Genomic DNA, 26,995 nt, shown 5'->3' on the forward strand with positions numbered 1-26,995 from the left:
CGCCCTGCGCTCTCGGACAGAACAGGAATTGGATCAGCACCCGCGAATATCAGGATTTGGTAACACGCTGCAAAGATACATTACGACAGTTTGAGCCGTTGGCAGAGATAGAACTGGAGCGCAAACGGATGGTATTTAGTGATGATTTTGTACCGAAAAATCAGTTGTGAAACCGATCATACTGCTCGCAGGCTGCCAGTATTATTCAAATTCGCGTTCGTTTGGCAGAACGGCACGGCCATTTGAAATAGGCCATACCGTAATATTTTCGTCTGAGGCAGGAATGCAGAGAATCGAACTATACGATTACATCACAGTCCATACCTCTTCAGATATCGCAGTATGATACACTGAATTATAGTGAGTTAGAGGTTGCGCGTTGCTCACGCATGGATGGAATAACCATTTGCCATACAAGGGATACTATAGCCAGCACACCAATGCCTACACTAACCCATGTTAGTGTATCTAATCCCCACTCTCGTACTGTAGTACCACCAATCACTGATCCCAAAACAACCCCAGCATTAAAAGCGGCAATATTCATGCCAGAAGCTATATCCATTGCGTATGGTGTGTGCCGTTCCGCTAGCATGAGTATCCTTGATTGCAACGGTGGAATCGCTCCATAAGTTGTCAACCCCAGTAAAGCCGTTAAACCAGTCATCAGTACAGAATTGGTAAGACTGAAACTCATCGCAGCCAGCGCAATCACAATACCAACGAGAAAAATAAGTGAGGCAAGATCCATTCCTTGTCGATCTGTTAGTTTCCCTCCCCAAATTGTGCCAATAGCAGCCCCAATACCGTAAGCAAGCAATACTCCGCTGGCTGTTTCAACACTTACTCCTGTAATCGTCAATAGTATAGGGGTAATGAAAGTGTACAGGGTAAATGAAGCAGTATAAGAGAGCATTGGAACGCTTGCTCCTGCCAATAAACGTCGATCAAAAAGGATAATAAGATGGTGCCAGCCAGTAGTTGCCTTCATAGATTGCTTGCCAGAATTTTTTGGCATTTTGAACCCGATACCAATCGTTCCAACTAACCCACAAACAGCGATAATTAAAAATATGACACGCCAATTTAGTATACTGCCTAGCCAAGTTCCCACGGGAACGCCTAAGGACATGGCAATAGTAACACCACCGAATACCCAAGCAAGGGCAGCTCCGGCACGTTCAGTTGGAACCAGCCGAGTTGCAACGCCAGAAGCTACAGCAAAAAAAACGCCATGTGCTAGGCCAGATAATAAACGAGCCATTAAAAGAAGGGTCAGGTTTGCTGATGCAGCGGCTATCAAGTTTCCTAGCGTAAATACCAACATTGCAGTAAAAAGTAAGCGTTTTCTCGACCAACTAGATGCCAGTGCTGTCAAAATGGGTGCTCCAATTACAACACCTAAAGCATAAGCTGTAACAGTTAACCCAATACTGGTTACATCTACGCCAAGATCTACAGACATCACGGATATCAGCCCAATAGTAATGAACTCTGTAAACCCTATCGCAAATGCACAAAGCGAGAATATATATATCACTAATGGCATTGAAGATTCTCCTTATACTTATACGCAAAAAAATTGCATCAATCTGATTTCGGAATGAGTAATAAGTATCATGCTTCCATTTAGTTCAATAAATATCCATAATGGAGAAAAACTTATGATAGAGGGTCACTAATGGTTTTGCGTAACCTTGAAGATTTAAGCGTGTTTATCAGAATCATTGACACAGGTAGCTTTACCGCTGCTGCTCGAACTTTGGGATTATCACCGACCACTGTCAGTAAACAAATTGCACGCTTGGAGAAAAACCTTGGAATCGTTCTTTTTGTACGAAGTACCCGCTCATTACGCATCACACCTGAAGGCAAATTAATCGCTGAAAAAGTAAGGGCTGCATTAACACTAGTGGAAGAAGTGGCAGAAATTGCCAAAGATGGAAATGAATCTCTCACAGGTTTGATTAGACTTACCGCGCCAGTACCGCTTGGTCGGACTTATTTAACAGAATCAATTGCAAAGTTTAGAAAGAAGTATCCATCTGTAGGATTCATCTTACATTTGACAGACAACATTGTTGATCTTTATAAGGCTGAAATGGATTTAGCTATCAGAGTGGCAAATTTAACTGATTCACGTTTAATTGCCAGACGATTAGCAGAAAACAAACGAATTTTAGTAGCTTCACCTAATTACCTAAAACTACATGGTGAACCTCAGGCTCCAGAAGAGCTGGTTAACCATAATTGCCTGCTTTTTTCCGCTTCTGGAAATAAGAGTACAATATGGTCACTTCACAACAGAAAAAACACGAAAGTCATTTCACTCTCAAGTGATTTAATCGCCAATAATGGTGATGTCTTACGAGCGTGGTGTACATCTGGTCTAGGTATAGCACTGCGAGAAACTTGGGATATAGCAAGTTTAATTCGCTCAAACAAGCTCATTCAAATATTGCCGGAATGGCAGGAAGAAACATCCCCAATCAATGTAGTGAGGGCAGGGAAACGACCAGTTCCACAACGTATCAAAAGTTTTATTGAGTTCCTCACTGAAGAATGGAGAATTCCTCCTTGGGAGCGTTAACTGAACAAGCCAGTAAAATTATCATCAACCCGATTTGTTCCCCCTCATCTTACAAAATACTTTGAATTACTCCACCATCAACACGTAAAGCAGTACCAGTTATTGCAGAAGCTAATGGAAAAAGAGAACAGCATTAGCAACTTCTCCAGCAGTTGCTAACCGCCCCAGTAACGATGCAGGACGTGCTGTCTCAATAAAACGTTTTCCCGCCTCCTCAATTGAAAGTGTAGGGTCTGTGATAAGCTCTCTAACAAATCGTTCAACCCCTTCACTCTCGGTTGGTCCAGGTAAAACACTATTGACGGTGACTCCTGTTCCGGTAGCAGCCTGTGCGAACCCTCTTGCTGCCGCGACTTGGGCTGTCTTGGTTAGGCCATAATGTGGCATTTCTACCGGAATCTGTAAGGCTGATTCACTGGAAATAAATACCACACGGCCCCATTTTTTTTCTATCATGAGTGGAATATATGAACGAGCCAGACGAATTCCACTTAGAACATTGATATTAAAGTAGTTAAGCCATTCCTCATCCCTGATTTCAAAAATTGGCTTAGGAGAAAAAATTCCAGCGTTATTAATAAGAATATCAATATCCGGAAATTTCTTATTAATTAATTCGCATCCTTCTCTGGTTCCAACATCAGCGGCTATAGTAAAAACGCGATCCGAACCATTAAATTGATTAACTGCCTGAATTAAACGCTCGTCACCTCTTCCATTCAAAATGACGGAGGCGCCAGCTTTATACAGACTGTGCGCAATAGCCAATCCAATTCCTGCTGTAGACCCTGTGACTAATGCCATTTTCCCTTCTAAATTGATATTCATAAAAACCTCTATTCACCTTCATTAGACAAAATGAGTTTTAAACTATTTTATAATTAGATAAAAGGAGTCACTCCTCCATCTACTAAATAATTTGCTCCAGTGATAAATGCAGCAGATTCTGAGGCCAAAAATGCGAGTAAAACCGCCACTTCTTCAGGGCGCCCTAGCCTACCAACAGCAATATCAACTTCTTTGATGTAACGTTGTAATGCCTCTTCGCGTCCAATTTTATATTTCTGTTCAAGCTGGTCTATTAACCCTTTAGGTTTATCGTAGATGGGAGTATGAATAAAAGCAGGAGAGATAACATTGGAGCGAACTCCATATTTTCCAAACTCCCGTGATATCACTTTAGACAGCGTTAGAATTGAAGATTTCAAAATACTGTAATCAGGGAGATTCAAATTTGGCATTAATGCAGCTTCAGAAGCTATATGGAGTAAAACCCCCTTTCTTTGATTACGCATATAAGGTAATACGCTCCGAACCATTCTAATGTAGCCAAGCAGATTGATTTCGATTGTAGAATGCCAATCATCTTCTGTTACATCAAGAAAACTCTTCCTTGGTTCTATTAATGCAGCATTATTAATCAGGATATCTATTCTCCCAAATTTATTGATGACTGTATTGATAAGATTATCAATATCTGAAGGGTTTCTAACATCAAACTGATAAGGAAATAGATATTCTTCTTCCTGCAATTCATAGAGTTGCTTCAGATTAATATCTCCCCCTATAACATATGCCCCCTCCTTTAAAAATTCAGAGGTAGCAGCAAGCCCAATTCCTGAACCTGCTCCAGTGATTATGACTATTTCACCAACTAAATTACTCTTCATCAGTATCTCCAGAAGTAATATCCTGCTTAATCTGGTTGAGATGTACAATGATTCGTGCTTGTTTTGCGACAAAATAATTTGGCACCGAATAAGCAATGGTTGCGAAGTCAAGTTTTCCATTTTGATTGAAGTCTGCTACCGCTATACGGGCAACTGATTCATTGGAAACACGCCAACGTGTAAAAATACCTCTCGATAAATCGATGGCTTTGTAATAAAAAACACCTTGCCAAGGCCATGGGCCTCTTAAGGCAACAAGGAATTCATCATCGCCATCACTATCGAAATCTGCGCAAAGTACTTGATGTCCGGGGCCTTCCCCATTTTCATTTGGATCACCAAAAACATCTAATATGAAACGATTCCAAGTCGCAGCTTCAACAGGAGTACTAGGTGTATCTTTCACATAGACAGCTACTGTATTACCGTGGAATGGCTCAACTGCTGCCACATAAGCGAAAGAGTCTCCGCCTACTTGCCCTACATCAAGATCACCACTACCACGAAAACCCGTACTCTCAAATTGAGTTACTTCACCTACTCCAATCAACACTTTGATCCATTGAGCTTTTTGGTCATCGTAATAGAGCCATGTAACGCCTTCATCTGACGCCAATAATAATGAATCCCTATTTGATCCGGGAATTAACCCACATTTCTTCTCTGTACCGTGAATCAAACGAAAAAATGCGTTATCAATCATCTCCATTGGCCATTCATTAGCTATTTTCACATCATCAGGTTTTGTGAATAAAACCACAGGGAGTAACGAATGAATATTTCCATGAGGAACAATAGGAAGCCCTAAAATCTCAAGGCGATCAGTTTGAGTAAAGAAACCTGCTCGTAAGCGATGCATTCCTGTTGTTCGGCCAACATAATGACGTTGCCAGCGCCCAGATTCGGCAAATTCAGGTCCTGGATTCTCAATCCAATCTATTTTACCTCCGGAGGGATTTGCATCGTAAAGTGTACCTTTAGGACCATATAAATCATAACAGACTATGATGTCCGGATAGCCATTGCCTGATACATCTGCATAATCCCCACCGACAGGCATTCTTATATTATCTACGACAAGATGCCGCTTCCAATCAGGATTGCGATACCAGTATATCTCCCCCAGAGAGAGGCCATATCCAAAAAGATCATATAAACCATCTTTATTTATATCTGGTGCTTCAAGCCAATATCCATCTCGTAATTGATCAGCCACAAGGATTTGCTCAAACATAGGAACTGGTAATTTATAATCGACATTACTCATATTATTATTCTCCAATAATTGGGTGATATTCTACTGCCAGCCAGATACAATCGGTTTCTGCATAATATTGATGCCATGGGTATTCAAATTCTGTTAAACTAGAAATAGAACAAAATGGGTGATTTGTCGTAAATCCAGGATACATCCCAATATCTTCATACAGTGTGTTAAAGCCTTTTTCTCTGAATTTTTGCATATGTCCAAGGCCAAATATTTGAGTGTGAATTTCAATAAAAGGATGTTCTCGATGTATTTGGCAATGTGTGCCAGCGGAAGCAAACCAAAGATTGGTCTTAACAAAAAATCGTGGGTTATGTTCTACTTTATTTAATGTTGATTTTTTTGAAATATAAGGCGATAAAAAATCAACACTTATTTCAGATGTGAAATCTTGTGGTGAGCACCATAAATTTATATCATTATTTTTCTTTGTCTTTTTAAAAAAGTTAGACCATCGTGCTTTTTTACATAATTCTTCTGCTGATACTAATTTTTCTGTATCAAAAAATAACAATAAACCACTACCAAAAACATCAACATTACTTAGCTTTTTTGATGTCATTGGTAGAATATGTTCTTTTTCGAAACCATCAATGAATGCAGTTTTAGGTCCCAAGTTAACAACAATAGCAGAACCATCAAGAGACAAACGATCCTCATCAAAAATAACTATAGATGGTAATAAATCATTTGAAAACTCTAATGTTCTTTGATAATTAGCACCTGTTATTTTCATCTGATTTATCCATCATGTAATATTTGATATTAAAGGCGATATTTTTGTCAAAGAAGGCTGGTTCAATATGTTTATCTCCTTGCTTTATAAGTATTTTTTATTAAAAAATTGCTCAATTGCGTCAAGAATTCTATGTGTCGATTTTCCATCTCCATATGGACAACCACCAGTGGCAAAACGTGCATATACTTCTTTATTCGAAAGTACTTCTTGTACAGCATTAACAATTTCAATTCGCTCATTACCAACTAATTTTGCTGAATTAGAGAAAATTGCTTCTGGGCGTTCTGTAATTTCACGAAGTATCAGCGTAGGTTTACCTAAAGCCGGACCTTCTTCTTCAGCACCGCTACTGTCGGAAAGAATCACATCAGCCCGTAACATTAACCGGACAAACCCCAGATAAGGCAAAGGTTCCAACAATGTTATGTTAGGGTGTTTCTGTAATAGGGGGAGCAAAGTATCTCTGATAATAGGATTCTTATGCAGCGGAACCACCACACGTACATTGGGCAACGATGCCACATCGGTCAAAGCTTCGGCTATTTGAGTTAATTTAGTCCAGCTTTCACGGCGGTGTGTAGAAGCCAAAATAATACGCGATTTATCGCGTTCAATATCGTCAAGAACAGTATTATTAAATTCTCTTGCTTTAGGAAGACTCCAATTCAATGCATCTACCACTGTATTTCCAGTGATAGAAATAGAATTAGCAGGAATTCCCTCTTGCAGAAGATTTAAATAATTTCCTACAGTAGGTGCAAGATGCAATGAACTTATTTGTGCTACCAGACGCCGATTACCTTCTTCAGGAAAAGGAGAATAAAGATTTCTACTACGTAATCCAGCCTAAATATGAATTACAGGAATTCTATTTTGGAAACCAAACAATGCTCCCGCAACAGTAGAAGCAGTATCTCCATGCACAACAATAGCATCAATTTCTTTCATCATTGGAGTTTCTGATAATCCAGCTAATATTCTATGTGTTACACCAGAAATATTTTGTCTTTCACGCATAACTTTTAAATCTATATCTGCTTTTATTCCAAATACAGAAAGAGTAGAATGTAGCATCTCATCATGTTGTCCAGTAGATATAATAATTGGTTCAAATCGCTCATCTCTTCTCATTTCTATAATTGGGATGGCGCATTTAATTGCTTCAGGTCTCGTCCCTATGATGAATCCAAGTTTTAACATTATAATTCCCCTTTGTGATTTTTATATCTTTTAATATTTCCGGTTTATGTAAAAACGATATAGTTATATTTTTCATGTGAGTTTATATGAAAGTATATAAAGTTGATGATTAGGAAACTAATTTATTTTTCATTAAATTTTTTCTCTAAATAAATATGTGAATGTAAAATATGATAATCCCATTGTTATTTAATGACTACAAATTAAATAATTTTACAAGATAGTATCATGCTTTACATTTTTCCTTATAAAAGTAACTGTATCGGTAATATCATCACTCTGTAAAAAACAGCCATAATATTAACTTACCACATAAATTTTAAGAATTAAAAAATAAGAAATTCTATTATGCTTTTTCGTCATAAATGTAAATACACGCTCATGCTGGATTAATTCAATAAATGTAACAGACAGGCAGGGTGCGAGCATACTTTTGAGCTTATCTATTGAATCAGTGTAGGATTCCACTTTATATTTAATTTAATCAAAGAGAAGCTGGCTGTGGAATTCCACTGACCGCGTTGCTCTTCAGTAATTCGCCCATCCTCTCAGTTTGGGATTCAACATTTTGATGAGATCATTTACTGGCGTCGTTGCGTGTCTCTTAATGAGTTCGCGCAGGTGACTCAAAAATGATAGCACATTACTTTTACTCGGTTTTATGAGTAGCTTGCCTCTGTACTTTCTAAGATTAAACCCAAGAAAATCAAAGCTATCATTGATATGAGTGATATGCGTTTCTCTTCGGAGAGTGTCAAACTTCTTTCTCTGAGAAAATCAATGAGCTGTGGCTTGACTTCATTCAACAAGACATCTTCTGATGTCCCTGTAATCACGAAGTCATCAGCATATCCGATGAAGTTTATTCTATCACTAGTTTTACGTGCCACTTCTTTAACAAGTTTTTCCAAGCCAGCCAACGTCAGTAGCATGAGCGTCGGAGAGATAATACCGCCTTGCGGTGTTCCTTCCGCTGTTCGATAAAACAATCCATTATCAATAAAACCCGATCCAAGCCACTGCTTCAGCATCCGTTTGTCTATCTGAATATTTTCAATTAGCCATTGATGTCCAATCTTATCGAAGCAGGCTTTGATATCCCCTTCCAAAACCCATCGGGCAGAACGTTTTTGACACAAGCATTTGAAGCATTGTGCAATCGCGTCTGCCGTGCTGCGGTTAGGTCGAAAACCGTCATTGTTCGGATCAGCTATCGTCTCAGAGATTGGCTCCAAAGCAAGAAGATGCAACGCTTGCTGCGCTCTATCTATCATGCAAGGGATGCCTAAGGGCCTGAGTTTGCCGTTTTTCTTGGGGATATAGATACGCCAGAGTGGTTTAGCTTGATAGCCTTTCCGACTCAATTGATTTGCCGCAGCCATGCGACGAGCATCGGTGTTCCAAATGATGCCATCAACTCCTGGTGTGTGACTGCCTTTGTTTTGAGGCACTCGCTTAACAGCAAGAAGTTTTGCTGATCTTGAGTGCGTGAGTATCCACTGCAACGTTTTCGCCTTGCCGTGTTTACCCTCTCGGGTTGCTTTTGCCATGCGCATTTGAAGCTTTAACACATGCGACTCAATCGCTTTCCAGTCAATGGATTGCCACTGTGTGCCGTTAGGAGAGGCACTCACTTCTGTAGAAGTCATCATTTGCGTTTCTCCTTAAATAAAGTTCTTCAAATCATCTTGCAATGGGAGACCAGCCAGAAGTCGTCTCGCTTTCGCGCCAGATATCAATCTGTATCCGCCTCATTACAAAGCGGCCTTCGCTTTTTCTAGCCTCGTTTACCTGCACACCTATCGGCTCTCTTCACAGACAACTTTCCCAACGGGAGATATACAGGCTTACCCTGTTACGTATGTCGCGCAAAATATCAGGTTAGATGCCCACTTTAGTACGGAGAGTTTATCGATCACGAAAGAGTACTGCCCAACTTCTTTCCAACTCTCGTTGCCATTTTGGCCACAGCGTATTAACCACTTCCGCTGTTTCTCATATAACGTACCTTACATGGATTCACCTATGTTCATCATACTGACACCCTGGCACTTACCCGATCTGTGGTTATCAGGAAGAATCTCCTCTCACGATTCGATTCCCATTCAGCCTTGTGGCCGAATTTCGTTACATTGTCGGATCCGCTGCTTTATTCAGAATCCCAGGGTCACCTGGTGATACAGGTGGTTCACTCTTCTCGTGGTGAACAACGCTTCATACGACTTCAGGTCGCACGGGCATAAATGAGTTATAGACCAAGTGGCCAGAACGGGTCACCTCGTGAAATGAGGATTGACAGCCTGCCCCCCGATTAACCCAAAAGGCCATCGTGTTTCTGACATTATTTTTTGTCCCGGGAAATGAATTACCCATTGACCTTATGATTTCCGTTTATTAGCGTAGTCAGACTTATCGATGATCCGGTCGCTTGTAAGGATCACCTTCGGGCAGCGACAGCAACACTCCTGTAGCCTGTAAGGGAGTACACCACGGTGTGGTACATCTGCGCACCTTTGGAAGCAGATATCGTCAGTCTGATGACGATGAAGGTTTCTTAATCTCATCCATCATGGTCAAAAGGCCAGTCACCCAACGGGGAACACATTTCCCATTGGGTCAGGTGTTCCCCGTTGTTTTATCAGGAGAATACCATGCAACAAAATACAACCCCGGCCACGGTGCACACTGTGTCCTCGGCTGAATTATCCCCTTTTGCTGAAATTTTTCCGCACACCGGTTCACTGGAACTGATGCTGCTGGAGCACACGTTCATTAAAGCCGCCGCCGTGCTTTGTGACGATGACCGGTGTGATCAGTGGCAGTACCGGAAAGTGTCAGACCGCATCGCCTATATCGTGCCGGTACTGTTGGATACGTCGGTGGTCAATGTGAGTACGACGGACTTTAAAGGTGAAGTCTCCGCCGATGCCTTTGGGCTGATGGTGACCCTGAGCGTATTGGGTTATCTGACTGACCTGATGAAGCTGGACGAATATGCTGAGCGGTTTTGCGCCCTGCGTGAATATGTGCGGCAACATCCTCAGGCTCAGTGTATCCGGACGGCTCTGGGCTTAAAGGGAGAACGTGATGCCAGATAATGAACTGATGATGCTGGACAGTCTGGCCCTGTCGGTCGTGTTTCCCGACAAAACCCCGCTGGAACGGTTGTTTCTGGGTTTCCTGCTGGCGAATACCGCCTCACAGTTGTGTGGTGAATATCGTCCTGAGCAGTGGCGCAGCCGGAACGTGTCTGGATCCCTGACGTATATGATACCCACCGCGGCAAAAACCTATTCGGTTTATCTGCCGGAGACGACATTGACGGCCACGCTGTCTGCGGATGCGTTTGGTCTGGCCGTCACCGCGATTGTGTTTGCCCGTATCGCTGAGTTGGATAAACCGAATGCGGATGCGTTCCGGTTCTGCGAACTGCGGGAATACGCGCTGCACCACCCGGAAACCGGGCTGCTACGTGCGGTACTGGCGATGCAGCCCAAAGAAGACATCATCAGTTCGTCACTTATCCATAACAACCATAATCACCACTGACGTTATCAGCCCATGAGGTTGTTAACCCTTTTCTGAAGCGCCTGACCGGGGAGCCGACAACACCTTCCCGTATTGGGTGGGTGTTGTCTTTTATTGACGTCAAATCAAGGAGAGCCACACCATGAACCCGATTTTTTTACCCGTGCCGGATAATACGGAACCGGCCTTACGGGAAGACATTTTTACCTTACAGGTCACCGGCCTGATGCAACACCCGCAAACACCACAAACGCGGCGGGAGAGCACCCTGACCGTGTGCGAAGCCGCTTCCATCACGGAAGCGGTGCAGCGGCTGAAGGTGATCCACCTGTTGGGCGACTGGCCGCTGCCGACACCGTCCACGGACATTTTTTTTCCGCTGACCGTGATGATTTATGACGCGCAGGATAACAACGTGCTCGGCGGCCGGATTGATGATGAGATTATCTGGGCGCAGCCGGTCACCGTGACATCAGAGCGTTTATCACTGGCGCAGAAACAACAGCGCTTGTGTCAGTCGGCCACGTTTGAGCTGAGCTGGCAGAATGCAGAGGCGGCCCGCGCCTTGTGGCATCAGGCGAATTTACTCTCGCTGCATGTGGTTGCGCCGCGTTATCAGCACCATCATGAAGTGCAGGATATTCTCCGGCACAGCACAACCCTCAGCGTTTAAAGGTGAGGTATCACCATGAAACCCTTACGTTTAACCGTCTGGCAGGTGATAGCGGACACGTTGCTGCAACACCATTTTGGCCTGCGCCTGACAGACACCGCGTTGTGTGAACTTGACACGCTGGCGGAATGCATTGCCAACAGCATTCCGCCCTCTGAGGCCATTAATGACCTGATAGACAAATACGACTTAATCCGGCTGGATACGCAGGGGATACCGCGCACAACACCCTATCTGGGTATCCATGATGAACTGAAAGTGATTTTTGACAGCGGTCTGGCTGGCCTGCTTTCTGAGCAAAATAAGCCGTAATCCTTTTTTCAATCTACCCACCGGGGGAACTGTATTCCCTGATGGGGCAGTTCCGCCTTTTTTAACGTTATCAATCAAGAGGAACTGAACTATGGCAGACTGGGTCACTAATCAACTGGACGTTACCGGCAAATCCGTGTGTCTCGATGTGATGCAACAGTGGGTCTGCGGGGAAGAAGCCCCCCGTTACCGTCAGGCGGTATTGCAAAGCCTGCGCCTGTTTCTGGCGGGCTGTGCCGGGATACTGAAAACCCCCAAACCCCAGACCTATACTCCTTACCCGGAACTGGTGCGGGGCACGGCAGCGCTGACGGCGCAGAATCTGGCCTTTGAGCAATGGTTGGTGTTGTTACAGGACAATGTGCCGTTAAACAGCGACAACATTAAACGTATCGATAACCTGTACCGTCAGTCGGGTCTCAGCCTGCTGCGCTGGGAGCATGTCCCGGTGCCGGCACGTGACATCATTGCCCGCCTGCTGACCCGCCAGTATACCGACTGGTTTGGCATGGTGAGCTGGTCTGAGACACCGGATATCAGCGTGTGCTGGGATAAACTGAATACGTACCCGGCAACGGCACAACCCTGCGATATGTTGATGATGATGCCGCCCCGGCTGGCCTGTGAGATTAATGGTCACAGTGGCTTGCTGAAAGGCATCGCCAGTACCGTGCAGTTTTACGGCGAGCAATACGGTCTGGAGTGGCCGTTCGGTCATCATGTCCGCTGGGAACGGCGCCATGTCAGCAGTCTGACGGTGCGGTTTGATACCCCGTGGGCAGCGCCGTCAGCCGAACTGATGGGGGCGCTGTCCTCGGTGTTTGACTGTGAAATCCGCCACTGGTACAGCGAACCGTCAGGCCAGCTTAAAGGCTATGATTGTTATGATCAGGGTGAGCACGTAGACAGTGGCCACGGGCAGTCAGGACGGGAGAACCGTCCGGCCCTGTATCTGGTTGACGGTGACAAAACCGACATGCCACGGGCATTACCGGCGATCGCCGTCGGGCAGTAATCCGTTGTTTAACGCAGCATCAGCTTATTTTGACTTTAACCGAAGGGGAAAGCACGTTCCCCTGTCGGGGCGTGTTTTCCTTTTTTATCAGGAAAACACGCTATGGCTTCTCGCCCTGACTACCAGAAAGAATTTATTTCATTGTTTAAACAAACCGCCCGTTCCCGTAACCGCCATCAGGTTTTCCGGGATTTTTGTAATTGCACGATGGCGGCGATCCACAATAAATACTGTTTCAGTGAGGAGCTGGAGCAGTTCTATCTGAAAACCATCAACAAGTACGAACGGGAGGATGTGAACCGGATCGTGCAGCTTTTTTCGACTACTGTGCTGGCACTGGCAGAAGAGCCCTGCGATTTTCTCGGCAGTGTCTTTATGCAACTGGAGCTGGGTGATAAAGATCTCCAGCAGTTCTTTACGCCTTGGGGCGTGGCCAGAATGATGGCGGAAATACAGTTGCAGGATGTGTCTGAATTGTTGCAGACCCAACCGTTTGTTACCTTCCACGAACCGTGCTGCGGTGCGGCCTGTATGATGCTGGCGGCCGCAGAGGTATTGAGAGAGCAGGGACATGATCCGTTATCCAGTATGTGGGTGTCTGCGATTGATATCGACCCGCTGGCGGCAGTGATGGCCTATATCCAGCTTTCCCTGACCGGTATTCCGGCGGCGGTCACTATCGGTGATGCTCTGTATGATGGTGGCAGCAAACGAACACGCTACACACCGGCCCATTATCTGGGCAACTGGTCACAGCGTTTGCAGGCATATGAACAAGCAGCCTGATTTCTGTTTTCACCCTCTTTGTTTCACTACTGCGCCTTTCGGGGCGCTTTTTTACGTTTAATTGTAAGTCATACAAACAATTTTCATTTTCGCAAAAAGAGTTTCTCCTTGTTTCCGATTGGGATTGACCGACACTGAGCCAAATTTGAAAAGGAGAAAAGTGATGTTTACTCGTTTTAAATCGCATTTTACCCGCTCACTAGCATTACAGAAAAAATCATCAGGGCAAAAAACGAGCGAGGCTTGTGATAACGGGGGCTATTTCCGGCCACAATCAGTGGATGCGTTGCTGGCAACGCCCTTGCGCTGTCAGTGCCTGCAACAATTATGGCAAAACAGTACGCTGCCTGAAGGGTTGTATCAGCGTTTTTATCTCGCCCCGATTAAACAACTGCTGGGCAGTGTTCAGCAGATACCCGCCGCCCCGGAAGGGAAGTGGTCAGGCAGTGGTGGATTTGCTGACCTGACACTGCAATTTACCACCTGTGCCGTGCGGCTGGCCAAAGGGCATTTGTTGCCGCCGGGTGTGGCACCGGAAACGCAGGCAGCACAGGGTGTCTTATGGCAGGCGGTGGTGTTCTGGGCGGCGTTGTTTTACCACCTGCCGTTGTTGCGGCAGCTCGAAGGGGAACTGGAAGACGGGCGTATCTGGCAACCGGGCATCGGTATCCCCGACAAACCGTTTCGTTTCCGTTTTCGCGCACCGGAGAACATACCGTCGGCTCCGCAGGAAGTGTTGCTGGCTGCCTGTCTGTTACCGGAAACGACATTCATGCCTCCTGTCAGTGAAATCACAACCCCACCGCCATCTGTGTCTGACGATACCCTGACATTATTATCATTATTTCAGTCAACTGATGGAGCTTCGCAGCAAAATAAGGGAAAAAATCACCATCACGACCTGAAAATGACCAAACGGCCGGGGCGGGAGAAAGAAAGTATTGCCACTGACAGTCACCGGCATTCATCATTTAAAGATAAATAATTCAAATGGTTATTTGTATTTTATTGCCGCGAATTGTTTTTGGACAGGAAACGGCAGGATGAGCCGAGGAAAAAATAACATGTTGCACACAGTAGACACCCTCAGTTGGGAAGAATTATTAGAAGAGTACTTTTTTTCACATATCCTGCGACCGGATACCGAATGGAGTTATCGCAAGGTCACACGGGGTTTTATCCGGTTTATGGGAGAAGCCGCATCACCGGCACAGGTTATTCACCGGGATGTGCTGCGATGGCGGCGTTCTGGTGGAGAAAAAGCAGTCGAGCCATACCTGGAATAATAAGGTGGCTCATCTGCGGACGATTTTTAATTTCGGTATGGAGCGAGAACTGCTGCCTCACACCGAAAACCCGTTTAACAACGCCGTGGCTAAAAAAGAGAAGAAAAAGAAGAAGATTTTGAGTCAATCGCAGATAAACCACATTAATCTGTTGATGGGCAAGTTTGCTGAGGAAGAAAGAATCGAGATGACTCCACGGGGAGGGCGTTGTGCCCTGTATCCGACCTGGTATTGGTCAACAGTGCTGGCGACATTGCGCTTTACGGGGATGCGTCAGAACCAGTTACTGCACCTGCGGCTGCGGGATATCAATCTGGACAGCAATTATATTGAACTGGGGCTGGAAGGCAGTAAAAACCACAGTGAATGGGAAATACCGATTATTCCGCCGCTTAAACGCCGGCTGGCAAAATTAGTGGAAAGGGCAATCGCTGCCGGTGCGAAAGCCAACGATCCGATTTTCGATCTCAGTCGGTTGAGTGTCCCGCACCCAAGCCGGCTTTCCCGTTACAAATACGATATCGACCGGGAAAAACAACAGCTCCGTTCTTTCTTTCGCCGGCTGTCCAAAGAGTGTGATTTTGCGGTCTCGCCTCACCGTTTTCGTCATACGTTGGCGACGACCCTGATGAAATCTCCGGATCGTAATCTGCCGCTGGTGAAACGATTACTGGGGCACCGTAATGTGGCGACCACGATGGAATACATTGATCTTGATATGGAAGTGACAGGGAAAGCGCTGGAGCGGGAACTGGGGTTGTATACTGATTTTGTTGATGAGCATGCCGATGAGAATGAATAAAATGGCGTAAAAAAAGACAGGGCAGGTCTCAGACAGGATTGAGGTGGAGGTGTGAGTGAACTGCCCTGCATCAATAGGGATGGTATGAAAAAAATGGCTAATTCCGATCCCCTGTCCCGTAAAGTTTTTCCCTTACTTGACATCAGAATCAATTACTGAAATCATTACCTTAAACGAGAAAAGGGTAACTGTTATCTTGTCTTAAATGTTCTTTTAAACTAAACAGTACAAATTGAGCTGATTAGGATTTAACATTTAATTAACGATTGATTCTTTTTTGCGCTTTTGTCAGTAAATTTAACAACCTAGGACAAACTCGCATGGAAACTTGGTGCCGGAGGCGGTAATCGAAAATTATTATAACTTGTTGAATTTATAAAGTCTATTATCTTGCATTCCATTTATGCCCCTTTTAATGCCCCCGGATTTTTTTGCTTACTTTTTCTTTTATATCTGACTGATTTTGCTTATTTATATCATTCATTGTGTGATTTTCAATCATCTTAAGGCAAAAAAGCCGTGAGGGTTAAAAATGGTCAAATTGGGCTGCCATTTTACGCTCAGGGCTTGATATAAAAAATTCTCATTTTTACGACATCGATCACAAATTGAAGCGGGTTATTCCTGTGGTTTATTACGAGCTTTGCGTTCAACTAATCGACCATAACTATCGAAATAACGACTCGGCCAGATTTCAGAAGGATGGATGCCAAGATAATCTGCAATGATCCATTCGCCTTTCGGCCACGGTCTGCTGAAAGCATTTGCCAGTGTCGATGAACTGAGTCCTGCCTCACGAGAAACAGCCGCTAAAGTTGTACCACGTTTGCGTAATGCTGCGATGATATCGGCCTGATGCCAGTCATTTTGAACATTGTTGTTATTCATTCCTGCTACCCCTTCCATTAATTAATATTGATGGTGGCGATTCAGACAGGGTTCGCGGACTGGCACTCATAACCAGCGAGACTTACGTCTCCCCCACCTGAATCACCATTGAAAGGGCAATAACAGGCACGCTGGCAAAATTTCTGCCAGTGTCTATGAGTGACAAGGCCGCGACGCCTTGACCATTGGATTGTGCCAATGGCAGGAATACTTTAACTGATTGTTTTATCTAACTCAATAACCGAATCACTAAGTTTAACGGTTATAAATCCCCTCAAGAGCGCACAAACTCAGGGGAGAATACGGACGGCTAAATCAATCTTTGTTGTTTATTCTCGTTCGTGATTGCTTCGTTGTCCGTATTTCCCCTGTGATTTTCAGACTACTTTTATTCATTTCGAAACATTCTCTGCGTGTCGGTTAGGTTCACCGTTCCGTGGTGCGTCAGATAATGTGTAGCAGAGAGAGCATTGTGTTGAGTTTTTGCAGGAGTTCGCTACGTGCATGCCAGGCACGGCGATGGTTTACTCCCCGTTCAGCGTCTGATATCAGTCAGGATGAACGCCTCATTAATCGTGATGTGGTGTGATTTCTCCTTTATTTACTGCATCAGCCTATTACAAGGCAGTGGGTTGAAAACCAGATCTGATAATCGTTCACAAATCAAACAGAAAGTCAGTCAATGGCCTATTTTGCGAGGTTACACTGAGTAATTCATGGTTAAAATCGGTCGTAAAAGCAGACCGAACGTGCTCTGGACGTTTACCGCCCGGCGGCGCCACTTGGTAATCGCTTCGCTTCAACGCAAGTGACGCCGCGAAGTTTTCGGGACGTTTATCGTGCGTAAATCAAAACATGGGTGAAAACCGTGCAAGATAAAATGGTTATGCTGAACGTGGCAGAGAACTGCCTAACGTGTGTGATAAACCGGTATTTAATTACCCGGATAACTTTCATCGTCAACGGTGGGTTACGTGTCTGACGATATCTGCTTCCAAAAGTGCGCAGATGTACCGCAATCTTGCTCTCCCTTTCAGGCTACGGGAGTTTTTATAACCGTTTTTAGCGGCTATGTACCATCTATAATGGTGAATAAACAGGTTTAGGTTAGCGCTTTTTTCAATCTATAGCAATTGAATACTAATAATTTGAAAATTTTATTGGTGAATTTTTCACATAAGAAATATAGTTCACATTCGGAACATCAAGTTAAATATGCTTTTACTCAATTCAAGTATAAGAGGTCTGTATTATGTTAGAAGAATCATCAAAAGAGTCCCCTGAGATTTCTAAAGAGATCCCCTATGAGCAAAGTAATTTATTAAAGTCTAGATGTATTATTATTTCTGGCGAAATTAATCAAAAACTAGCTGAAAGGGTAACAACACAGCTACTAATTTTACAAGAAATAAGTAACGAGCCAATCAAGATTTTTATTAATAGTCAGGGTGGACATGTTGAAGCTGGTGATACTATTCATGACTTGATTAAATTTATAAAACCAGAAGTATTTATAATAGGAACCGGTTGGGTTGCAAGTGCAGGTATTACTATTTTTCTTGCTGCCAAAAAAGAAAATCGCTACTCACTTCCAAATACTCGTTTTATGATACACCAACCTTTAGGAGGATACGAAGGAAGAGCATCTGATATTGAAATTGAAGCTAGAGAATTCTTGTTGATACGTGGTCGGATAAATCAGCTTATCAGTGATGCCACAGGACAACCGGTAGAGAAGGTAGAAAAAGATACTGATAGAAATTATTGGATGCGTCCTAAACAGGCTACTGAATATGGAATTGTAGGGAAAATAATAACCAAGTGGGAAGATATCAATTATAAATGAATAATAACAAGGGTGGGCAAAAGCTCACCCATTATATCCTGTTTTTTTTAAAAACATAGGCGCTTTCCACTCATCTCTCAGAATTGCATATATATACATATCACTCCATATTCCATTAACACACTCGTTTTGTAATAAATGTGCTTCTTGACGCATTCCTAGCTTTTCAACTAATTTTTTAGAGCCTACATTTAAAACATCTAATCTTGCATAGATTCTGTGATATTTAAAATATTCAAAACTAATATCTATCAATGCACCTAAAGATTCTGTTCCTATAGATTTTTTTTGATATAATGGGTGGAATATACAACCTATTTCTCCTTGTTGCGATTTTTTATTAGTTAATCTTAGCATTATTTCTCCAGCTAACTCATTAGTCTCTCGTGAAATTACAGCAAGTCTTATTTCATCACCATTATCATCAAATGCAGGATTAAGGATTTTATTAAATTGATCCCTGATTTCTCTATCTGTGGGAGTTGGGATATATAAAAATTTATAAACTTCTGGTAATGAATGATAGTTCTTATATTTGATGAAATCTTTTTTTTCAAATTTACGTAGAATTAAATTTGATGTGAAATACAAAAGAGGGAAATTATTTATTAGCATAAAGAACTCCTAGGTTATTTATTTGTTGTATTATTAATACGATCACTTTCTTTTAGAAAGATAAGGCAAAACAATCCAGCCAGCAAACTTAAGATAAATATAATTATGAAAAAGACTTGAAATGTTTCTATGTAGGAATAAGCAATTACCTGATCATTACCGATAATTGAATTGGAATTGATATATTTCGAAGTAAGTATGTTTATCAATGATCCTACAAGTGTGATAGCAATAGCTTCACCTGCTACCCGCATAGTATTAAACAACCCAGATGCTAATCCTGCTTTTTCTTGAGGAACAATACTGACTGATAAAGCATCCATTAACCCCCAAGGTAAGGCATTACCAATTCCTATCAATGCCATAGCAAAAGATATTAACCAAATTTTTTCATATGTGGAATTTATTAGCATATATACTCCAACGGAAGCTATAAAAAAACCAATACCAGAAATATTATTAATTGGGTAATTCTTAGCAAGATAACCAGAGAGAAGCGGAATAACAAGCATCGGCAGGGTTAAAGGCAAAATAATTACTCCTGTTTGAGATGCACTAAAACCCCCCCCAATCATAAGCCATATTGGTAAATACACAAAAAGAGATATATAACTAAAAGCAGTTAATAAAGGTAGTAATTGCACCCCAAAAAACAAAGGAATCTTAAACAAAGATATATCGAGTAATGGATTATTTATACGTTTTTCTACAATATAAAACACAATTATAAGAAGAATTACAAAAGATATTATTGTATATACTCTTATATCACTGAACCCAACTTTCCCACTTAAAATAAGTGCATATGTGAAAAGTATTAAAGCTAAAGTGAAAATAATAATACCAATCCAATCTAGACGTTCGGCATTATTATTTTTTGATTCTTTAATTCTCCACTTTCCTAATGAAAAAATGAGGATGGAAAAAATAGATATGCCCCAATAGAGTGATCGCCAACCCAGATAATCAATCATAAAACCAGCAATAATAGGGCCAAATGCAAGTCCAGCTCCAAAAGATGTACCTAATAATGAAAATGCAATAGTTTTATTTTTCCCATAAAATTCTTGAGCTAATAACGATGTAGCTGAGGTAGATACTAATGCACCACCTATACCTTCAAGCATTCTCATTGTAATAATGATGGATAAATTATGGCTGAAAGCAATACATGTAGATGAAAGGGTAAATAGCATCAAACCAGTTATAAAACATAGTTTTCTTCCGATATAATCTCCTGCAACACCAGCAGCCATAACAAATCCACCGAATGCAATGATATAAGAATTTATTATCCATTCTAGTGAAAATCTATCTCCTCCTATATCATTTTTCACTGCATGAAGGGAAATTGCAGGGCCAGTAAAAACCAAAGGTATCACAAATGCAGCGCAGCAGATAATTATAAGGATATCATGTCTTTTTTTTACAAATTTTGTCATAATATTATATCAACACTCTAATCTTATATCTTATTGAAAATTAACTTAAAATAATCAGTTGAGTCAATTTCGAATTCGTCTTCAAGGTTTTCATTTAGCCATTTCAAAAATCCATCAGAATATTTTGTGTTATTTCTTTTATCTATTATTGATATAGCTTTGTATGCAAAATCATACAGTTCATAGGATTCAGCAAGAATTATAGCAAGAACACAAAGTTTTTCACTAGACATGCTATCCCAATCATTTATACTCCTAATAAACAAGGCGTCACTCCATATCCATTGATTTCCATAAATAAAAGGATTATTATTTATCGTTATTGGTTCCAACGTTCTTGTGCCATACCCCATAAATTTAACAAAATTAAAACGTTGTGAACGTAGCAAAATTTCTATTTCAGAAAATCTAGGTTGCCCTATATATTGTTCTACAAATTCAACTTCACATTCAATTACAAGAGTGCTTTTAAGTTTCTCCAGAGAGTTATATAGGGCAAGATATTCACAGCCTTGAATATCAATTTTATATAAATCTATATATTTTATGTCATCTATATCGTCAAGTCGTTTTGTTTGAACCATTCTTTCATCCACAACCAACATCCATTCAGAAAAGGATTTGTATTTTTTCATTTCTTCTAAGTTAGGTATTAGAAGGGATGAGCATCCAGGAACCTGGCAAATAGACAGTTTATGTGTACCTCCATCTCCAATAGCATATGGAAAATATTTAACCCTTGCATCCCTGTTTGTTTTTAATTTTTCGAATTCATCAGGGTTAGGCTCAAAACCATAAATATTGAATGGATATGATTCAGTTATTCCATTGTAATTATTCTTTGTTGTATCAAAATTGGCTGCACCTATATCTACTATGTTTATATTTCTATTTTCCTTTATGATTTTTTTATATAAATCCATGAGGGGTTTTATAGCCATATTTTATACACCTAATTAAAATTTATTCAAAAGCCATTTCTCTTGTACTATTCATCAATTTTTTTCCTAGTTCAGTTAATTTTGCATTTTCTAAAATTATACTCCAACAATCATTAAATTTCTCTTCAAATGAAGCTGGATTATTGGCATTATTATATGCAGTATCAACTCTCTCTAGAATTGGATCATAATCACGATGAGTAGTTAATTTCTTTAAAATTCGCATTGTTCTAGCAAGAACAAACATTGCGTGATATATCCCACTCAATGGTCTCGCTTCTCGACGTAATGGAGACTTATATGTTCCACTGTCTTCATTTATAATTATTGGATCAATAAAAAAAAGCATGTTTAAATGATTATGTCCAGCCTCATGAGCTAAGTTTTCTAAATACCGAGTCCAAATTTGATTTTCTCTTAATTGGCTCATTCTTATAATTCCAAATGTATTTAATGATGACCCAGCGTTCATAGTAGGAGAGTTAACAATGATAATGTCTGTAATTAAAGAGTTAAGCTCATCAAATAAATCAAAATCAACTTCTTCCATCCTATTCAATGCTTTTTTCATAGAGTGTGTTGAATGCTCTAATTCTTTTTTTGACGGGGTATTTCCATCAAAGTGATAACCATAAGTATTTATCATTCCATAGTCACATGTATCATAATAAAGTTGATGTAATGATTGTGTATACCCACTAGTAAATAGCCCTATAGTGCGTGGTGACTGTTCAATATAATCTAACTCATTAAAACAATTTAATATGTGTTTAATTAAAAAATCATTGTCATCTTCAATAGCTTTCAATAGTCTATTATGTAATACATGTATCATTCCACTAATTTTGCTTTTCTTATTTAAATTGTTTGTTTTTTCTTCTGCTAACTTACAATTAAAATTGGAAGCATTACATTGTTCGAAAATATATGAAAGACTATTAATAATACGTTCATTTATCTGTTCCCGAATTTCAATGTCTCTTTTTGCATCTGGGCGAGCATCATATATATCAAGCATAAATACCCCTATCAATAAAAAGTGTTTTTATATCAACATTGGTATGATGACAATTTGCAATTGACTCTTTCAAAAGAAATACTGCCGCAAAATTTTCGTTTGCGGCAATAACTATAGATTAGTTTACTTGATCCATAATAGGAACCACTCGATTTGCTGAGGCGGAAAAAATCTTCTTGCTATCGAGTTTTACTTTGCTATTTTTCTTATCTTTTTTTTCAGTGCTCATAGTGTATCTCCTAGATTTAATATAGTTGATTTACTAATGAAACTCACCAGATTATACTGATTAATGACACGATCAGATAGATTAGTGTATCTGGTAAAAGAGATGCTACCAGATAAAAATTGAAACTCAATATTTAGGCAATAATATTATGCGTGTTTTTTTGATTATATAATAAAAATGCGTAACATGTTAATTTTTAATTTAACTTTATATCTATTTTGTTATTGGCAATAGTGAATTTCGAATATTACATATTTATTTTATTTTATTTTATTTCTATTGAATTGTTAGTTATATTTTAATTAATTAAATTTAAGATAAAACAACCGTTTAACGTTTTATTTTACACCTATTTTTTGATTTGTTTTTCGTGATAAGCTTCACAAGTTTATTTTATACTTCATCAGTAAGTGAACTCAGATACATCTAAAAAACAGAAACTATTGCTTTGGGGTAAAGAGATCTTCCTTATCAGAATAGACAAAGTAATCCTAAAAGATATAACCTCATGGAAATGATGTCAACTGATACGTTCATATAGAGGCCTACCCAAAATAACGTCTAAAATTGGTGTGGAATAACGGTCTAAAATCGCACTGACGCGCTGCGCTTGTCTTCTCAGGGTTATCGGGGTAATGTATTAGCCCGATAACCCTGAGAGCTGAAAAAACACCTGCCAGAAAAAACTTTTTACTTACCCCCACCGCCTAAAGAATTAGGGATAAAACTGTTCACCCTGTTCACCTTTAAATATTTATATTTAAATTCAATTTGTTAAGTGGTGATAACTTAATATCAAACTCACCACCACTCTTCACCTAACCGTTCACCTCAAATCTGAAAAAGGTGAACAGAGTTGAATAGTTGTGAACAGTTTAAAAATAACTATTCACCCCATAATATATTGATATATATGGTTTAAATTATAGAGCGAACAGTAGTGAACACTTTTTTATATTTCTTTGAAAATTATCATCAATAAAGAAAAAAATTATTCTTCTGGCAGGTTATCCCTTGTCAGTTTTGGCAGCCACTCGATGGCTGTAGTGGTCTGTTGTTTATGGGCAATATTCAGGATGCGTATCCCCGCCGCCTGTTACTGGATGATCGCCTGTCGCCATTGGATAAAACCGGATGGATGATGATCCGTCTGTATGCCCAACAAAATGAAGGCGCGGTTTTTCCCAGTTATGACGAATTGCAGGTCCTGCTGGCATCACCCTATAAAGGCAGGGCATCGCGTGAAACTGTCAGCCGGGTATTACTGATGCTGCGAATAACCGGCTGGCTGAGTTTATGCAAGCGTATCCGAGATAAACACGGGCGGGTACGGGGCAATATCTATGCCCAACACGATGAGCCGCTGACCTGCCGTGATGCCGAAATGCTCGATCCGCACTGGCTGGATACCGTGGCGGAAGCCTGTCGCAGCAAAAACCGCACTATCGGCCAGACGGCCCGGGATGTTCTGACTGACATCAAAGAAGACCCGCTGATGCGCCATCGCCACAGTCATATTCGCTTGCTGGAAGAAAGACTGAATGCGGTGCAAACACCGCAGCAAAGAGTGATGCGCCAGTCGCTTCAACAAGGCAAACATCAAACCGAACTCAGGGAAATTAAGCCGGGTTCGGAAACCGAACTGAGTCTTCCAAAGGGACAGAATGAGCTGAATTCGGATGCCGAACTCAGTCTGAAATCAACGTTTTATCGTGGTTCCACTAAACCGAACTGTTATGTACGTTCTTTCACACAGAGTGTGAATAAAAAAACATACGTCGATCCGCAATCCGCGGTTTTTCTGCCGGAAGGGCTGTGCCGACAACTGGAGCCGGACGATGTGACAATGCTGATCAGTCAGTTGCAGGCGCTGCCCGCTGAACAGGCACAGACCGTACTGAGTTGTCTGGACAAAGCGCTACGGGCAGGAAAAATCGGTAATCCGGTCGGCTGGCTGCTGACGATGATGAAACGGGCACGGGACGGAAAATTATACGGGCAGGCTGAAACTGCGGCTACCACGCCAGCCCCTGCGAAGACATCGGTTGAATTCATCCGAGAAACGGAACGTACTGTAACACCATCCTCACAAGCCCATGTCCGTGATATGGTGAAAGATATTCGTCAACGATTGACGTTAGCGAAGTATCAATAAAATCATAGTTGCTTAAAAAGCGAACTTTGTTGGCAGTGCCAACAAAGTATGAAAAATATACAGTTATGACAATCCCAATACCGTGTGAAAAAGAGCTACCACAGCCAGTGAAATATAAAAACTCTAAATATTTCGGTCGTGACTCTAAAGCGTTAATTTGATATTCTTGTGTTTTTTTAGTGGAACCCACATGTGACTGTCAAGATAGAAGTTGTTTGCCGATATTGCGGTCAAACCGAACCTGTACGTAAACACGGGACAGGTAAAGCAGGCTTCCCGCGCTATTATTGCAAGGATTGCCGGAAAACCTTTCAACTTAACTATCGTTACAATGGCCATAAACCTGACATGAAAGAGAAAATTGTTGATATGGCAATGAATGGCTCTGGTGTGAGAGACACTGGCCGCGTTTTAGGTGTCGGTATCAATACGGTAATACGCACTTTAAAAAACTCTCGCCAAAACAAGTAACAACGAGACAGGCCGTTTACGAAGATGTGACTCTCATCTGTGAATTAGATGAACAATGGTCTTTTGTGGGCAACAAAAAACAACGCCACTGGCTTTGGTATGCGTTTGATACAAAAAGAAAACAGGTCATAGCCCATGTATTCGGTCCGCGAACCGATGCAACCTGCCGCAAATTGCTCGACTTACTGACCCCTTTTAGCATTCGTTTCATCACGACGGATGACTGGGGGAGTTACACCCGAGAAATTGAGTCTGAAAAGCATTTAGTGGGAAAAATTTTTACTCAACGCATTGAGCGGCATAATCTCAATCTGCGTATTCATATCAAACGATTGGCAAGAAAAACAATTTGTTATTCACGTTCGATAGAAGTCCACGAAAAGCTGATTGGTGCATATATTGAAAAACATCATTACAACGCTTTGGAGTCATGACCATTATTGATAATGATGCTTTAATGTCATACTCGGAAAGTACAATTTCAACATCAAAATCATATATAGTACGTTTAAGCGCTGTAGATATCATTCGAATTACATGTAAGGATCCTACGCTTCGCAATGATTATAATTGTGAGCGTATTGAGGTGCTAGCGAAAGAAAAAATAGATTATGGTGTGCTATTTGATAATGTACGAGGATTTGTGCAACGATCAAAGTACAATGAAACCATTGCAAAGTCACTTAAAGATGAGCCTAGTAAATTTTTCATGTACAATAATGGAATGACTATTGTTTCTAAAAATATTCGAGCAAATGAAGTAAACGGTGGTAAAAAAGTCCGTATTTCTATTAGTGATTTCCAAGTCTTGAATGGAGGTCAGACTTTGAGAACATTACATAACTTTAATAGTCAAAATGAAGCAAATATTACAGATTATTTGTCTAAGAGTGAGACCCTTGTTAGGATTTTCAATGCATCAGATAGCGAATCTGCTAACAAAATAGCAGAGTATACAAATAGTCAAAATTCCATTTCAAATATAGATCTGAAATCTTTAAGTACATTACAGATACAGATTGAACAGTTATTGGATGAACATGGTATAATTTATGCCCGTAAGAATGGTGATACTGGTATGGATGATACAAAAGATTACCGTTATAAAGTTAGCATGGAACAGTTTGGTCAAATATTGTTTGCTAGACAAGGAAATCCTGAGAAGTCATCAAACCAGAAACAACATATTTTCGGTAAATATTACGAAGATATTTTTTCAGAGCAAAATTTCAATATTAATGAGGCGCCAGAAATTATAGAGAATTATTTTGAAGTTAAAAAGGAATATAGCAAAACAGGTGATGACATCCAGAAAATAGAACAGAAGGTTTTTTACATATTGTACATGAAAAAAGAGAAGCCAGAGCTTAGTTACCAACAATGTATTAAAGAATTAGAAAACACATTGTTTGATTTTGAACCGAAAAAAAATATAACCGATGCGCGTAAATTAATACAAGTTAGTTTTAAGAACTTCCTAAATAGCCGATTAAATATATAAAAATAATTAAATTGGTATTGT

Annotated in this window: 25 protein-coding genes and 3 pseudogenes; 15 read left to right on the forward strand and 13 right to left on the reverse strand. The window is 41.0% G+C overall.

Features of this window, described 5'->3' with window-relative positions; all coding sequences use genetic code 11:
- Positions 1-355: 355 nt before the first annotated feature.
- Positions 356-1,549 carry an MFS transporter gene (locus tag HGO23_RS05670; RefSeq protein ID WP_209028234.1) on the reverse strand — a complete coding sequence of 398 codons (1,194 nt, stop codon included), beginning with the start codon at positions 1,547-1,549 and terminating at the stop codon, positions 356-358.
- 132 nt (positions 1,550-1,681) lie between these two features.
- Here HGO23_RS05670 and HGO23_RS05675 point away from each other — a divergent pair, with 132 nt between their 5' ends.
- A complete protein-coding gene (locus HGO23_RS05675) occupies positions 1,682-2,590 on the forward strand; it encodes a LysR family transcriptional regulator (RefSeq protein WP_209028235.1) in 909 nt (302 codons plus the stop codon).
- 111 nt (positions 2,591-2,701) lie between these two features.
- Here HGO23_RS05675 and HGO23_RS05680 read toward each other — a convergent pair whose 3' ends face one another.
- The 7 genes and pseudogenes from HGO23_RS05680 to HGO23_RS05715 all read right to left on the reverse strand — a co-directional run bounded on the left by HGO23_RS05680 (position 2,702) and on the right by HGO23_RS05715 (position 9,118).
- A complete protein-coding gene (locus tag HGO23_RS05680; RefSeq protein ID WP_244967901.1) occupies positions 2,702-3,418 on the reverse strand; it encodes an SDR family NAD(P)-dependent oxidoreductase in 717 nt (238 codons plus the stop codon).
- 53 nt (positions 3,419-3,471) lie between these two features.
- Positions 3,472-4,260, reverse strand: coding sequence for an SDR family NAD(P)-dependent oxidoreductase (locus HGO23_RS05685; RefSeq protein WP_209028236.1), 789 nt, complete (start codon positions 4,258-4,260; stop codon positions 3,472-3,474).
- On the reverse strand, positions 4,250-5,527 hold the full coding sequence (locus HGO23_RS05690; protein WP_209028237.1) for a hypothetical protein: 1,278 nt from the start codon (positions 5,525-5,527) through the stop codon (positions 4,250-4,252). Before HGO23_RS05690 ends, HGO23_RS05685 begins: the two co-directional genes overlap by 11 nt.
- A 4-nt stretch (positions 5,528-5,531) precedes the next feature.
- On the reverse strand, positions 5,532-6,263 hold the full coding sequence (locus HGO23_RS05695) for a hypothetical protein (protein ID WP_209028238.1): 732 nt from the start codon (positions 6,261-6,263) through the stop codon (positions 5,532-5,534).
- 84 nt (positions 6,264-6,347) lie between these two features.
- Positions 6,348-7,466 (reverse strand): annotated as a pseudogene (wecB, locus tag HGO23_RS05700) (non-hydrolyzing UDP-N-acetylglucosamine 2-epimerase).
- A 528-nt stretch (positions 7,467-7,994) separates the two neighbouring features.
- The gene (locus HGO23_RS05710) at positions 7,995-8,108 is read right to left on the reverse strand and encodes a group II intron maturase-specific domain-containing protein (protein ID WP_244967902.1); all 114 of its coding nucleotides are present in this window, start codon (positions 8,106-8,108) and stop codon (positions 7,995-7,997) included.
- Between the two features lie 17 nt (positions 8,109-8,125).
- Positions 8,126-9,118 (reverse strand): reverse transcriptase domain-containing protein, encoded by a 993-nt coding sequence (locus HGO23_RS05715; protein ID WP_209028241.1) that lies wholly within the window; start codon positions 9,116-9,118, stop codon positions 8,126-8,128.
- A gap of 842 nt (positions 9,119-9,960) precedes the next feature.
- Here HGO23_RS05715 and HGO23_RS05720 point away from each other — a divergent pair.
- The 9 genes and pseudogenes from HGO23_RS05720 to HGO23_RS05760 all read left to right on the forward strand — a co-directional run bounded on the left by HGO23_RS05720 (position 9,961) and on the right by HGO23_RS05760 (position 15,868).
- On the forward strand, positions 9,961-10,167 hold the full coding sequence (locus HGO23_RS05720; protein WP_209028242.1) for a hypothetical protein: 207 nt from the start codon (positions 9,961-9,963) through the stop codon (positions 10,165-10,167).
- A complete protein-coding gene (locus HGO23_RS05725; protein ID WP_209028243.1) occupies positions 10,118-10,564 on the forward strand; it encodes an antirestriction protein in 447 nt (148 codons plus the stop codon). Before HGO23_RS05720 ends, HGO23_RS05725 begins: the two co-directional genes overlap by 50 nt.
- Positions 10,554-11,015: an antirestriction protein gene (locus tag HGO23_RS05730; protein WP_209028244.1), complete on the forward strand. Its 462-nt coding sequence runs from the start codon at positions 10,554-10,556 to the stop codon at positions 11,013-11,015. The genes HGO23_RS05725 and HGO23_RS05730 overlap by 11 nt, the downstream gene beginning before the upstream one ends.
- Before the next feature lie 121 nt (positions 11,016-11,136).
- The gene (locus HGO23_RS05735) at positions 11,137-11,667 is read left to right on the forward strand and encodes a hypothetical protein (RefSeq protein WP_209028245.1); all 531 of its coding nucleotides are present in this window, start codon (positions 11,137-11,139) and stop codon (positions 11,665-11,667) included.
- 15 nt (positions 11,668-11,682) lie between these two features.
- A complete protein-coding gene (locus HGO23_RS05740; protein ID WP_209028246.1) occupies positions 11,683-11,979 on the forward strand; it encodes a TA system toxin CbtA family protein in 297 nt (98 codons plus the stop codon).
- Between the two features lie 91 nt (positions 11,980-12,070).
- Positions 12,071-12,994: a DUF1281 domain-containing protein gene (locus HGO23_RS05745; RefSeq protein WP_209028247.1), complete on the forward strand. Its 924-nt coding sequence runs from the start codon at positions 12,071-12,073 to the stop codon at positions 12,992-12,994.
- Between the two features lie 102 nt (positions 12,995-13,096).
- A complete protein-coding gene (locus HGO23_RS05750; RefSeq protein WP_209027864.1) occupies positions 13,097-13,780 on the forward strand; it encodes an N-6 DNA methylase in 684 nt (227 codons plus the stop codon).
- Positions 13,781-13,943: 163 nt separating this feature from the next.
- Positions 13,944-14,765 carry a TraI domain-containing protein gene (locus HGO23_RS05755; protein WP_209028248.1) on the forward strand — a complete coding sequence of 274 codons (822 nt, stop codon included), beginning with the start codon at positions 13,944-13,946 and terminating at the stop codon, positions 14,763-14,765.
- Positions 14,766-14,844: 79 nt separating this feature from the next.
- Positions 14,845-15,868: pseudogene (locus HGO23_RS05760) on the forward strand (tyrosine-type recombinase/integrase).
- A gap of 618 nt (positions 15,869-16,486) precedes the next feature.
- On the opposite strand, the gene HGO23_RS05765 reads toward HGO23_RS05760, so the two are convergent.
- The gene (locus HGO23_RS05765) at positions 16,487-16,756 is read right to left on the reverse strand and encodes a helix-turn-helix domain-containing protein (RefSeq protein ID WP_145956648.1); all 270 of its coding nucleotides are present in this window, start codon (positions 16,754-16,756) and stop codon (positions 16,487-16,489) included.
- A gap of 500 nt (positions 16,757-17,256) precedes the next feature.
- On the opposite strand from HGO23_RS05765, the gene HGO23_RS05770 reads away from it, so the two are divergent.
- Both HGO23_RS05770 and HGO23_RS05775 read left to right on the forward strand, forming a co-directional pair.
- On the forward strand, positions 17,257-17,469 hold the full coding sequence (locus tag HGO23_RS05770; RefSeq protein WP_209028249.1) for a hypothetical protein: 213 nt from the start codon (positions 17,257-17,259) through the stop codon (positions 17,467-17,469).
- A gap of 539 nt (positions 17,470-18,008) precedes the next feature.
- Entirely contained in the window at positions 18,009-18,602 is a 594-nt protein-coding gene (locus HGO23_RS05775) for an ATP-dependent Clp protease proteolytic subunit (protein WP_209028250.1), read from the forward strand.
- 24 nt (positions 18,603-18,626) lie between these two features.
- On the opposite strand, the gene HGO23_RS05780 is transcribed toward HGO23_RS05775, so the two are convergent.
- The 4 genes from HGO23_RS05780 to HGO23_RS05795 are packed head-to-tail and all read right to left on the reverse strand — an operon-like array spanning position 18,627 to position 22,618.
- Positions 18,627-19,217 (reverse strand): GNAT family N-acetyltransferase, encoded by a 591-nt coding sequence (locus HGO23_RS05780; RefSeq protein WP_209028251.1) that lies wholly within the window; start codon positions 19,215-19,217, stop codon positions 18,627-18,629.
- Positions 19,218-19,231: 14 nt separating this feature from the next.
- A complete protein-coding gene (locus tag HGO23_RS05785) occupies positions 19,232-20,659 on the reverse strand; it encodes an MFS transporter (protein WP_209028252.1) in 1,428 nt (475 codons plus the stop codon).
- A 23-nt stretch (positions 20,660-20,682) separates the two neighbouring features.
- Positions 20,683-21,600, reverse strand: a complete 918-nt coding sequence (locus HGO23_RS05790) for an FkbM family methyltransferase (protein ID WP_209028253.1) — start codon at positions 21,598-21,600, stop codon at positions 20,683-20,685.
- Positions 21,601-21,622: 22 nt separating this feature from the next.
- A complete protein-coding gene (locus tag HGO23_RS05795) occupies positions 21,623-22,618 on the reverse strand; it encodes an aKG-HExxH-type peptide beta-hydroxylase (RefSeq protein ID WP_209028254.1) in 996 nt (331 codons plus the stop codon).
- Between the two features lie 1,274 nt (positions 22,619-23,892).
- On the opposite strand from HGO23_RS05795, the pseudogene HGO23_RS05800 reads away from it, so the two are divergent.
- The 3 genes and pseudogenes from HGO23_RS05800 to HGO23_RS05810 form a co-directional block, all read left to right on the forward strand.
- A pseudogene (locus HGO23_RS05800) lies at positions 23,893-25,002 on the forward strand (STY4528 family pathogenicity island replication protein); the annotation flags it as partial.
- Positions 25,003-25,194: 192 nt separating this feature from the next.
- A protein-coding gene (locus tag HGO23_RS05805; RefSeq protein ID WP_209027487.1) for an IS1 family transposase occupies positions 25,195-25,907 on the forward strand; the annotation gives its coding sequence in 2 pieces (ribosomal slippage) (positions 25,195-25,441 and positions 25,441-25,907; 714 coding nt in all).
- The gene (locus HGO23_RS05810) at positions 25,904-26,974 is read left to right on the forward strand and encodes an AIPR family protein (RefSeq protein ID WP_209028256.1); all 1,071 of its coding nucleotides are present in this window, start codon (positions 25,904-25,906) and stop codon (positions 26,972-26,974) included. The genes HGO23_RS05805 and HGO23_RS05810 overlap by 4 nt, the downstream gene beginning before the upstream one ends.
- Positions 26,975-26,995: the final 21 nt, after the last annotated feature.

This window comes from Xenorhabdus budapestensis (genome assembly GCF_017743015.1).
GTDB lineage: Bacteria > Pseudomonadota > Gammaproteobacteria > Enterobacterales > Enterobacteriaceae > Xenorhabdus > Xenorhabdus budapestensis.